Raw genomic sequence first — 11,902 nt, 5'->3', positions numbered from 1 at the left:
GTCCGTGAGCTGCGGAAACATGCCGCAGCTCAGGTCACGTGCGTGAAGCGGTTGCGCTGTACCTACTGGTATGTACAAACTATTGGCATGGACTCGCGACAACTGCTGGTCGAGACGATGAGCGAGCTCATGTGGGAGCGCGGCTACGCCGACACGAGCCCACGTGACGTACGCGAACGGTCCGGGGTGGGCCAGGGCAGCATGTACCACCACTTCCCGACCAAACGGGACCTCGCGCTCGCCGCCCTTGAGCGCAACGTAGCCGATCTGCTGCCGGCCGCCTCCGAGCTCGACGGTCCGGGCGACCCGATGGCCCGGATCGAGGCCTACCTGATGCGTCCCCGCGACGCCCTCAAGGGCTGCAAGGTCGGCCGGATGACCCAGGACCCGCAGGTCCGCGAGGACCCGGTGCTGCTTGCCCCGGTGGCTCGTGCGTTCGCCCAGGTCCACGTCAACTGGGTGAAGGTGCTTCGCGAGGCGGTCGCCGCGGGCGAGCTGCGGGGCGACCTCGACCCCGAGCGCCTCGCCCACACCCTGATGGCCGTCCTACAGGGCGGCTACGTGCTCGCGATCGCGCAGCAGGACCCGGGCAGGTTCGACGACGCCCGCGCCGGCGCCCTCGACCTGCTCCGGGCGGCGGCACCGTCCGCGCCGAACAACAAGAACGACAGGAGGAACTGAACGTCATGACGGTACGCATCGGGATCAACGGGTTCGGGCGGATCGGGCGCAGCTACCTACGTGCCGCCCTGGCGAACGACGCCGACGTCGAGGTGGTCGCGGTCAACGACCTCACCGACGCCCGTACGCTGGCCACTCTGCTTGAGTGGGACTCCATCTTCGGCCACCTCGACGGCGTCGCCGTCGAGGGCGACGCGATCACGGTACGGGGTTCGCGCATCGCGGTCTTCGCACAGCCCGACCCGGCCACCATCCCCTGGGGTGACGTCGGCGCCGACGTCGTCATCGAGTCCACCGGCCACTTCACAGACGGAGTCACGGCTGCGGCCCATCTCAAGGGCGGCGCGAGGAAGGTCATCATCTCGGCGCCGGCCAAGGGGGACGTACCCACGTTCGTACTCGGGGTGAACGACGACAGGCTCGACCCGAACAGCCACGATGTCTTCTCCAACGGCTCGTGCACCACGAACTCGCTAGCGCCGCTGGCCAAGGTGCTGAACGACTCGTTCGGCATCGAGTCAGGACTGATGACGACGATCCACGCCTACACCGGCGATCAGCGGCTGCACGACGCCCCGCACTCCGACCTGCGCCGGGCCCGCGCGGCCGCCGTCTCGACCATCCCCACGTCGTCGGGCGCGGCGAAGGCGATCGGCAAGGTCATCCCCGAACTCGACGGGCGCCTTACCGGCGCCGCGCTGCGCGTCCCCGTCCCGGTCGGCTCGATCACCGACCTCACCGTGGTCCTGCGGCAGAGCGCGGGCGTCGAGGACGTCAACGCGGCGTTCCGCGAGGCGGCCGCCTCGCCGCGGCTGCAACGCTATTTGCAGTACTCCGAGGCGCCGCTGGTCTCGGCGGACATCGTCGGCAACCCGTACTCGTCGATCTTCGACGCGCCGCTGACCGAAGCCGTCGGGAACCAGGTCAAGGTGTTCGGCTGGTACGACAACGAGTGGGGATTCTCGAACCGCCTCGTCGAGTTCTCCGAGCGAATCGGAGCAGCCACCTGACGCGGGGCAGGTGGGGGCTGGGCCTCCGGCGGCGTGAAGGACCACAGCGCCAGTCCTCGGGTCGCGGTAGGAGGCCGGGCGCCTCGAACCCGCGCAGCACCGCCCTACTTAGGCCGATGCGAGACGACGTGACGCGTCAGCCACTGCGGGCCGGCGCGAGGGTCCGCCGCCGAGAGCCCGATGGAGGTCACGCAAGACCAACCGCACGCGCCGGCTGTGGTCAGGGCGCGTTCGGCACCGTACAGCGGGGCGGCCCGAGGATGCCCGGCCGTTCGGCCGGGGCATCCGAGCACCCCGTTGCCCGCCAACGTCTCGCGTGCCTGACATGTCACAGAGCCTGGGAGCTGACTTCGCCATCAACGGCCCGCAGCGGTGGTCCAGCCAGGATCACTTGTCGCCTCCGAACGAGATACCCCCGTGAACGTCACGCGCCCGCACTACAGGGCCGCTGACATCGCCCGAGATGGAGTTCGCCACGCCGTCCGGACCGGCTGCGACGGCCGCGCCTCTTCCCGGCCCTTCTTGTACACGTCACCCGGCAGGCCAGTCTGCTGCCATCGGTCTTGGAACTCTGCGCCGAACTCCGGGTCGCGTCGCGCCTCGCGATTGAGCAACACCGCAAGGGGATAAGCGGCGTCCTGTGATGGCTGGTGGAGCAAGCCCTCGATGACCTCTCGCGCCTCTGGCTCGCGCCGGAATCGTTCTCGCAGGAAATCGATCAGCGCGGACACCGCCTACCGGCCGCCCTGGGCGAGTTCGGTGGTCGTCCAGGGCGGCAAGTATCGTCGCTGCGGTAACCATGAGTGGGTCCACCGTCGGTCCACCTCCAAGCAACCGGCTCCGGCCGACACGGCGAGCTGTTTCTTCTCAATGAAGCCCGTCAAGACCCACCTCGGCCGGCTGATGAGCAGGCTCGCGCTGTCCAGCCGGGCGCAAGCCGTGGCGATGGCCTACGAGGCCGGCCTGGTCGTGCCCGCCGCCCGGGCATAGCGGACGCAGACGTCCAGGAAGCCTCGATCAGCTGTCCATGTCACAGGGAAGCCCGGCCCACAAGCTTCGTGCAAGACAGCGGACCGAGGATGCTTCGTATGGTGCAAGAGTTGAGGCGGGTACTCGCCAGATGTGTCATTGCGGTCTTCGTCATCGCGGTTTCGTTGGTGACTGTCGGCAGTCCGGGTCTGGCGGCCTGCCAGCGTGTGATCGTCATCAATCCCGAGGTGACGGTCAACGAGGGCGCCGGCAGGTTGATCTTCACGGTGTTCTCGGGCGGGTGTGCGGCCTCGGGCCAGGTCGCCTACACGGTCACGGCTGGCGCCGCCCAGCCGGGCGTGGACTTCGCGTTGTCAGGGAGCCAGCTGCGCTGGGCTGCGGGGGATTCCACCACCCGCAGAATCACTGTCACGGTGGCGCTCGACAGCGTGCCGGAATCCGCGCTGGAAGACTTCCGAGTGACGCTCGTCAACCCGAGCCCGGGTGTCAGGGTGGCCCACGGCGTCGGGCACGGGCGCATTGTCGATGACGATGGCCTCGGGTTTGCCTGGGCGGTGGACGACCAGGTCTGCCCGCAGTGGGTCGTCGACCAGACGCCGCCGCCCGGTGAGCCGTGGATAGCCGGTGAACAACGGCTTCTGTGCGACTTGGTCGAAGGCGCGATCTACGTGGTTCCGCCACCGGGACCAGCGATGACGGTGCGCTGGGGAACTGCGGACGGGACCGCCGAAGCGGGCGTCGACTTCGTCGGGGTCCCCGACCGGGTGGCGGCCGTGCCAGCGGGGGCGAAGCTGGTCGCGCTGTCGGTCAAGCTGCTGTCGCGTCCGGCAGGCCCGCAGCGGCGATGGTTCAATGTCCGGATCTTTGCGCCCTCGCACGGTGTCGTCGTCGACGGCGTGGCCGTGGTCACCCTTCTAAGCGCGTGAGACTCCTTCGGCCGGCTGGTCATCGCGCAGGTGGGCCAGGGTCGCCGCCTCGAGGTGCCGGTCGCCGAGCTCTACGCTGAGCGCCAAGGCCTGTCGGAAGTGTCCGGTGGCGGCTGCGTGGTCGCCACGACCCTGGAGGGTGAGGCCGATGAGGTTGAGCGTTTCGGCCTCCCGGCGCCGTTCGCCGATCCGTCGCCGGATCGTCAGAACCTTCGTGAAGCAGTCGAGCGCATTGTCGTGCTCAGCCTCGGCGAGGTGGACCTCGCCGAGGCTGTGCAGCGCGGACGCCTCCAGCGGGGAGTGGCCGATTTCCCGGGCGAGCGCGAGCGCCTGCGACAGCGGCTCGAGGGCGAGTTCCGGCCTACCCATCAGGGTGTAGATGTGACCGAGGTTGTTGAGGGCAAGGGCGATGCCCGGCGGGTGGCTGTCAGCGGTGTGCAGCGCCAGGGCCTCACCGAACGCGTCGGCTGCCGCGTCCAGCCGGCCCAACCGGCCGTACGCCATGGCGATGTTGTTGAGCGCCATGCCCTGCCCCCGCTTGTCGCCGACGGTCCGGGTGAGCGCAAGGGCGTGTTGCAGGTGCTCCAGCGCCTCTGCGTAACGTTGCGTGCCGTTGCAGGCCATGCCGAGCAGACTTCGCATCAGCGCCTCGGCCGTCGGGTCGTCGAGGCGCTGCGCTGCGGCCAGGCCGAAGCGGCACATCTCGACCTGGTCGGCCCGGTGCCCGCGTACGAGATTGAAGCTGGTCAGCAGGTAGGCAAGCTGCCACACGGCGCGGTCGTGGCCCTGTTCGCCTGCGTGGCGCACCACCGGCAGCAGATTGGCGCGCTCCTCATCGAGGAAGGCCAGCGCGCTGTCATGATCGGCGGGGAACGGGGCTTCGATGGGCGGGTGGACCGACAGTGGTCCCGCCCGGTCGCGTGCCGGGTCGAACACCCGGTTGGCGGCGTCAGCCACGATCAGGTGCCAGTCGATGATCCGGCTCACCTCGTCCTCGTTGGACTCGGCCTGCTCACCGGCGTAGAGGCGGATGAGGTCGTGAAAGCGGTAACGGCCGGCGCCCATGTCGATCAGCAGGTGGACACCGGCCAGCTCGTCGAGCGCGCTGCGGGCTTGGACGACGGAGGCGCCGACGACCGCCGCCGCGAGCGCCAGCGTGAACGTGGCGCCGGGGTGCAGGCCCATTCGGCGGAACAGGCATGCGGCAGCCGGGCTCAGGGCCTGGTAGGCGCTAGCGAAGACGGTTCTGATGCTGCGCGAGTCCCCTGGGACGGCCAGGGTGGCAAGCCGGTCGGCGCCGGCCAGATCGGCAGTGAGCTCCGCGATCGGCCGCGGCGGGCGGGTGGCGAGCTTGGCCGCGGCGATCCGCAGGGCCAGGGGCATCCGACCGCAAAGGTCGATGAGCTTGCTGGCCGCGGCCTGTTCCCGGTCGACGCGGTCGACGCCCAGCACCCGGCTCAGCAGCGTCAGCGCCTCCCCGGCCGAGAGCACGTCGACGTCAACACTGATCACGGCGTAGTCCACCGCGAGGCCGGCCAGCTGGTTGCGGCTGGTCGCCAGCAGCAGGCTGCCACCCGACGGGGGCACCAGTGAGGTCACCTGATCAGCTGCGGCGGCGTTGTCGAGCAGGATCAGGACGCGCCGGTCGTGCAGCGCCGACCGGTACAGGCCGACCAGCTTGGCCAGATCGGCCGGTATCTGGTCGGACGGCACATCGAGCCCGCGGAGCAGGTGCGCCAGCGCCTCGGCGACCGGCATCGCGGTGGCGGGGTCGTGGCCGCGCAGGTCAAGGTAGAGCTGCCCGTCGGGAAACCTGCCGGCGACCCGGTGTGCCCACTGCACCGCAAGCGCGGTCTTGCCCATGCCTGCCGGGCCGCACACCACACCCAACCGACCGGCCTTCGCGGAGCCCTTCAGCAGGCCGCCCAGGACGGCGAGTTCCCCGTCACGGCCGACGAAATGGCCCACTCGCGACGGCAGCTGCGCCGGTCTGGATATCCCCCTCCGGGCCGCGACCCCGGAGTCGAGATCAAGCTCGGGGGACCGGCGCAGCACGGCTGTGTACACGTGTGCCGCTCGGGGACCGGGCTCCACGCCCAACTGCTCGGCAAGATGGCCGCGCAGCCTCTGGTACGCCTCGACAGCCTCGTTGTGCCGTCCACCCCGGTAGAGGGCGACCATGAGCAGTTCGACAAGTCGCTCCCGGGCCGGACGGGTGACGAGCAGCCTTTCCAGCTCATCGACAGCGAGGACATGCTCGCCGAGGCGCAGCCGTGCGTCCAACAGATCTTCCTGCGCGCTCAGCCACATCTCGTGCAGCCGGTCGACCTCCGCCGCCCCCCAACCAGCCGGTTGCGCGTCGGCCAGCGCGTCACCCCGCCAGAGGGCCAGCGCGTCACGAAGACCTGCGGCGGCATCGGCCGTCCTGCCGTCGGCAAGGGCCGGTCGCGCTTGAGCTGCCAGTTTGGCAAAGCGGGTCACGTCCACCTCGTCGGGCCGTGCCGCGAGGACGTATCCCGAGGCGCGGGTCATCAGCAGGCCCGGCAGTCCACAGGCGTCGAGGGAGCTGCGGACCCGTGCGACATGGCTGTACAGGCTCTCGATCGCGGTCCGGGGTGGCGCCTCGCCCCACAGCGCGTCCACCAGCCGGGTCTTGGTGACGACTCGGCCGGCTTCGAGGGCCAGCAGGCCGATCAGGGCCCGCTGCCGCACACCCACCAGCGCCGCCCGGCCGCCCGGCCCGACCACCTCCACCGGTCCGAGCAGCCTGACGTCGGCACGATGCGGGGTGGCGCCGCCCGCCGCCGGGGTGGGACCGCGCCGATGGTCATCGGCCCTGTCCCGCGCCGTAGCGAGAACGCCCAGCTCAGCAGGAGAGGCGCCCAGCAGCCGGACCAGGACGTCGAACCGGTCTACCGGCGGAAGCGACTTGCCGGAGAAGTACTGCGCGATGATCCCGAGTGACCAACCCGTCCTGGTGGCCAACTCCCGGTAGGTCAGCTCCGCGCCGCCCCGCCCCCGCGCCTCGCGCCGCCGTAGCTGGCGCAACATGCGGGTCAGGTCTGACATGCCCTTGTCGTCGGTCATCCGGCCACCCTCCTGAAACACGATAGCCGCCGCGTTCGCCAAGTTGACGGCTTCGGTCGATGCCCCGACAGGTCCATCTGTTCAACAATGTTCAGCCCCCGTGTTCAACCGAGTTCAGGATCGGCAGCGCTCGCCCCATGGACTGCCGGACCGTAGGCACTCGTTCGTCTCACCTGTGCCAGACAGGCACATCAGACGTCAGGAGTGCATCATGACCATGCGCAGACGGGTGGCGGTCGTGCTCGCCACGGTCCTGGCCGGCGCGGCGCTGAGCGGCCCGCCAGCACTGGCAGTGCCGGGCGCGCCGTCCCCGATCTTCGATCCGGACTCGGTCTCGTGGCTGTCGTTGCGTGACCAGACCAGCGCCCAGTTCGCGACCTCGTTCGCCACGCACAGCAAGAACTACCTGATCGACGACCTGGACATCGACACCACCGGCGGAGCCTATCGGGTCGGCTCGGTGTGGCAGCAGAACATCGACAAACGGGGCTGGAAGGAGCTGCGCGACCTCGACGACGCAGGGTTTCATGCCGCCTGGGTCGAGGCCGGCAACCAGGGAATGCGGCTGACCGAGCAGGAGACCTACCTCGTGGGCGGGGCACGTCGCTACGCCGGGGTCTGGGTCGAGAACGTGGAAAACCTGTCCTGGGCCTCGTTCAGAGGGCTGACCAGCGCCGAGTTCTCGACAAAATTCGACGAGCAGCGCCGCGCCGGACGAATGCCCATCGACATCGACGTGTACGACACATCGCAGGGCCTGCGCTACTCGGTGATCTGGGTCCAGAACGCCGAGAGCCTCGCGTGGGCGCTGTGGCGCGATCTCACCTCCGCTGAGTTCTCGACGAAGTTCGCCGAGCTTCAGCGCGACTACCGGATGTTGACGTTCGAGTCGGTGCGGACCACCGCGGGTCAGCGCTACGCCGGCATCTGGGTGGAGAACCGCAACGGCCGCGGCTGGGCCGAACGCCGCGACATGACCGCCGCGATGTTCGCCAACCACTGGCACCGCTACTCCGACGAGGGCTACCGGCTGGTGGCCTACAACAAGTACGACACCGCCGGCGGCGCGCGATACGCCGGAATCTGGCGGCAGAACAACGACCGTCCGGACTGGGCGTTGAAAAATGCTGTCAACACCAGGATCCAGGCCGAACTGGACAGCACCGCCGTGCCCGGCATCAGCGTGGCGGTGTTCCATGACAACCAGGCGAAATACCTGCGCGGCTTCGGCTTCGCCGACATCGACGACAACACGTGGATGGACAGCGAGCACGTGGGCGGCCTCGCGTCGGTGAGCAAAGCCGTCGGTGGCGTGCTGACCATGCGGATGGTCGAGCAGGGGCTGGTCGACCTCGACGACGACAGCCGCGATCTCGTGCCGTCGATGCCGGCGCACCACACCCACACCGTGGGCGACCTGGTGAGCAACCGCGGCTGCGTCGGCGACTACGGAGACATCGACACGTCCGGCTTCAACAACCTGCCGTACGCGACCGCTCTCGCCGCCGCCGACGAGTTCTGGGACGAGCCGCTGGTCTGCACGCCTCCGGACTACTACTACTCCACCCTGGGATACACCCTGCTCGGCGCCGATCTGGAAGCAGCCGGCGGCGACAACATCAAGAACCTGGTGCGTACGAAGCTGACCAGTCCCTACGGTCTCGGCACTCTCGCCCCGGCAGACCTGAGCGCCGGCGTCCGGCGGATGACCATGTACACGACCAGCAACGCGGAGGTGCCGCTCGAGAACAAGGACTGGAAAACCCTCGGCGGCGGGATCCAGTCGAACGTGTACGACCTGGGCCGGTTCGGCGCCAAGCTCGCGGCAGGCCAGATCCTGACCCAGGCGTCGCTGGACACCATGTGGACCGCACCGGACGCCGACAGCAGCTACGCCTACGGCTGGAGCACCGGCGTCGAGAACGGCCACCAGGTGGTCGCCAAGGACGGCTCGTGGACGGGCGCCCTCGCCTACCTGCGGATCTATCCCGAAGACGGCATCGTGGTGGCTGTCATGATGAACGACCGTTCCGGCGCCCAGAGCACCACCCAACTCGGCCGTGACATCGGCGCCATCGTGCTCAACTCGCTGCCGTAGCGACAACCGACCGGCCAGATCAGGTGCAGACGTCGGTCTTGGCCGCACGAGACAGTGCGGCCAAGACCGGCACAGCGCGTCAGTACGTGGTGGCGCAGCTGATGTTGTTCCAGGCGGAGTAGCCCGCCGTGTTGTGGGCCCGGACCTTGAAACAGATCGTCTGGCGGGAGCCGAGGCCGGTGCGGTAGAACGAGGTGCTGTTGGCGCCGACGTAGAACCCTGCCCACGCCGGACCGGATGGATACGCAGGGGCAGCCTCGACACCCCACAGCACGGGTCAGCTGGAACCTGATCGCCCATAGGTGTTACCCGGGGGGTCGGGGACGATGCAACATTGCATCGACGGACATCTAGGCCCCGGTTGGCTTGTTGCAGGTCAGGACATCGTGTTCGTGCCCCGGCAGGATTCGAACCAGCGACACACGGTTACCGACCGTCACGGCGTCCAGCTTGTCGTCGCTTGCCAAGCTTTCGCATTGAGCTGCGAGAACGTCACCAAGCGGTGATGGTCGCTTGTCGCTGTTTGTCGAAGCTTGGAGGCCGTAAAGGGGGCGCCATGCCGGTACCGGTCACTGTGCCGCCTTTCTGAGCACCGCACGGCGCCCACCATCCTCCAATGATGCCTGTGCACGTCGACCCGCGCGTCAGCAAGACCGGCTACGACCCTCGGGTCTGGGGGTCGGTACGCCGATACCACCATGACCCACACCGGACCGGACAAACACGCAGGGACAACATCCGACATCCCACGGCGCGGACCGGCCGTAACCCGATCGCCCATAGGCGTTATCGAGGGGATTCCGGGGGACGATTCAAAACCGCATAGAAGGATTTCGAAATCCTGACTGGCTTTTTGCTGGTCAGAGCCTTGCGTTGGTGCCCCCGGCAGGATTCGAACCTGCGACACACGGTTTAGGAAACCGACGCTCTATCCCCTGAGCTACGAGGGCGCAAGCCAACAGGGTACCTGCCTGCGAGCGGTAACCGTCGACGGGGAGCGGTAGACGTCGGTAGCCGTCGCATCCCCGACCAGGGACCCCACGTGGACCCCACGGCCGGCTGATGATCTTGTCGCATGGTCACGTCACCGAACAGCGGCAGCCCTCGTCAGTCCTCGATGAACGTCGGTAATCGCCACGGCCCCCACACCGCTCCCACGCATGATCAACAACTCGCCACTATTGCGGCACGAACCGGGGCCGGACCGATGTTTCAGCAGCATAGCCTGCTCGGGCGTTGGCAGACACGAACGGTCACGCCCGTCGTCAGACACTCGCGTCTGCAAATACGCCACAGGACCACCCTGAGAGGCCACCCTCACCCACAGGGAGTGCACAGGTGCCGCCCCCTTGACGGCTGATCGCTGCGGCTCAATAGCCCCCTGGCCTCCGAGCGAAGGCGACGCTGGGCGCTTCGGGAGGGATGCCGGCCGTCTCAAGCAACCGAACCGCAGCCCCGGAGGGTGCTGCGGTCGGAGGTGCCGCGGTGGATGGGCGCTGACGTCACTGGATTCGCGCGCAGGCGACCACCCACCGCCGAGGCAGCCGGGGTGAGGCGCTGGTTGGTTTACGCAGCGTCGGGGGCCCGTAGGGCTGCCAGGTGTCGCTGGTTGTTGCTGGTCGTGGCCGAGCCGATGCGGTCCGTGGGCCTTGTTGTCGGGCCCGCCAAGGTCAAGCCGGCGTCGTTGCCGACGATGGCGGCGCGAGCTCGCCGCAGGACCGTAATGAGGCTGTCGATGCCAACGACGCCGAGTTCGGCGCCCTCAGAGTGGGTGGTGAGGAACGCGTACGGCGGCCGGCTCTGGTCGTCATCGTGCTCCAACGTGACCTGGACATACGAATCGATGTCACCGTCGGCTGACACGCAGTCCATGACCATCGAATGCAGAAGGATGTTGCCCGGCTTACGCGCGTCCAGGATCTCTCGTTTCGAATGCCCCTTACACCACAAGATGCGACGCGGGCAGGGGTACCGGGCCTCGCCGCGCTCGTGCCGTAACGGCGTGGGACCCTTCAGCGACGACGCGGCCGAGTCCGGCACCTCGGGCAGGGATGGCGCCTGACCGGCGCGGACGAGGCGCCGCAGGTCGCCGGCCAAGCTACGGGCTTCCGCAGGGGTGAGAGTGATACCGAGCAAGCCGGACTTCGTCATGTCCACTGTCCCGATCGAGTCCCGATAGTGGCGGAAGACCATGAGTTCGAGCCACTCGGGGCAGTCGTCGGCCGCGCGTTCCAGGCACAGGTCGACCCTGGTCATCACGTCTTCACAGGTATCGGGTACGTGCTCGCGGTCCTGGTAGAAGCCGTCGACGTCGTGCGTCTCCTCGCACCAGGACGGGCACGCGGTGGTCAGCCAGAAGGGTGATCCTTCGGACGGGGGTCCGACCGGAAGGGGTTCCTCGCCACGCTCAGCTGCGGCGACGAGCTTGTCGGCAAGATCCCCCGCCTCCGCCATGGCGCAGGTGAACCACACCTCCTCGGCCCAGTGGTCGCGGTAGAACCGGAGAGCGGGCTCTGCCTCGGTGAGCCGTTGGACGAGTTGGACATGCAGCCGGGCGGGCTCGTACCTACGCTCGTCGGGGATATTGGCGCCGTGGTCATAGACGTCGGCCAGTGACAGGCGCATCTGTGCGGTGACGCTCTCATGGCGCCGGTCGTCGAGGCTGTCGTCGTTGAAGTGACCGAAGGCGCACCATGTGGGCTCCGGGCCGACCATCCAGAAAGGCCGGAACGCCGATGCCGGGGCGGACAGCCCCGTGTCCGAGCCGACCAGGTGCCTCACCGCTGGCAGCGATTCACGCATCGCGGTGGTGGCGTCGATCGGAACCGAGCGGATCACGGCCACTGATCGCGGTGACCGCGCAAGGCGCCGCCCACGGTTCTTCGATCCCGTCTTCCGCCGGCCCATGTTCTTCGACATCGTGCTTCCTCTCCGATCGGGGCTCTACCGCGCCCGAGTCACCTTCCTTCCCGCCGTTTTGACGCGAAGGCTCCGCCAATCTCAACCTTCCGCAGGCGACTATGTCGGACAGTCTGTGCGTTTCTATGACTTATCGGCATCAGCAACTGATGAGGTATGGAGGACGGCTCCTCGGCGACGATGTCTACTGG

At 68.2% G+C, this 11,902-nt stretch carries 7 protein-coding genes and 1 tRNA gene; 4 read left to right on the top strand and 4 right to left on the bottom strand.

Annotation, left to right across the window (positions count from 1 at the left end):
• The first annotated feature begins 87 nt into the window (after positions 1-87).
• The 3 genes from OG792_RS02390 to OG792_RS02375 all read left to right on the top strand — a co-directional run bounded on the left by OG792_RS02390 (position 88) and on the right by OG792_RS02375 (position 3,607).
• Positions 88-681 carry a TetR/AcrR family transcriptional regulator gene (locus OG792_RS02390; protein ID WP_329106922.1) on the top strand — a complete coding sequence of 198 codons (594 nt, stop codon included), beginning with the start codon at positions 88-90 and terminating at the stop codon, positions 679-681.
• 5 nt (positions 682-686) lie between these two features.
• On the top strand, positions 687-1,691 hold the full coding sequence (gene gap, locus OG792_RS02385) for a type I glyceraldehyde-3-phosphate dehydrogenase (protein WP_329106920.1): 1,005 nt from the start codon (positions 687-689) through the stop codon (positions 1,689-1,691).
• Between the two features lie 1,088 nt (positions 1,692-2,779).
• Positions 2,780-3,607 (top strand): Calx-beta domain-containing protein, encoded by an 828-nt coding sequence (locus tag OG792_RS02375; protein ID WP_329106916.1) that lies wholly within the window; start codon positions 2,780-2,782, stop codon positions 3,605-3,607.
• Here the strand turns inward: OG792_RS02375 and OG792_RS02370 are convergent.
• A complete protein-coding gene (locus OG792_RS02370) occupies positions 3,596-6,694 on the bottom strand; it encodes a BTAD domain-containing putative transcriptional regulator (RefSeq protein WP_329106914.1) in 3,099 nt (1,032 codons plus the stop codon). The genes OG792_RS02375 and OG792_RS02370 overlap by 12 nt on opposite strands.
• Positions 6,695-6,905: 211 nt before the next feature.
• Here OG792_RS02370 and OG792_RS02365 point away from each other — a divergent pair, with 211 nt between their 5' ends.
• Positions 6,906-8,792 carry a serine hydrolase gene (locus OG792_RS02365; RefSeq protein WP_329106912.1) on the top strand — a complete coding sequence of 629 codons (1,887 nt, stop codon included), beginning with the start codon at positions 6,906-6,908 and terminating at the stop codon, positions 8,790-8,792.
• Between the two features lie 79 nt (positions 8,793-8,871).
• Here OG792_RS02365 and OG792_RS02360 read toward each other — a convergent pair whose 3' ends face one another.
• The 3 genes from OG792_RS02360 to OG792_RS02350 form a co-directional block, all read right to left on the bottom strand.
• A complete protein-coding gene (locus OG792_RS02360; RefSeq protein ID WP_329106910.1) occupies positions 8,872-9,066 on the bottom strand; it encodes a hypothetical protein in 195 nt (64 codons plus the stop codon).
• A 600-nt stretch (positions 9,067-9,666) separates the two neighbouring features.
• A tRNA-Arg gene (locus tag OG792_RS02355) sits at positions 9,667-9,742 on the bottom strand.
• A gap of 616 nt (positions 9,743-10,358) precedes the next feature.
• On the bottom strand, positions 10,359-11,711 hold the full coding sequence (locus OG792_RS02350; RefSeq protein WP_329106908.1) for a DUF6907 domain-containing protein: 1,353 nt from the start codon (positions 11,709-11,711) through the stop codon (positions 10,359-10,361).
• Positions 11,712-11,902 lie beyond the last annotated feature (191 nt).

Origin of the sequence: Micromonospora sp. NBC_01699 (assembly GCF_036250065.1) — a bacterium.
Taxonomy (GTDB): domain Bacteria; phylum Actinomycetota; class Actinomycetes; order Mycobacteriales; family Micromonosporaceae; genus Micromonospora_G.
This window is presented reverse-complemented; position numbering and strand designations above follow the sequence as displayed.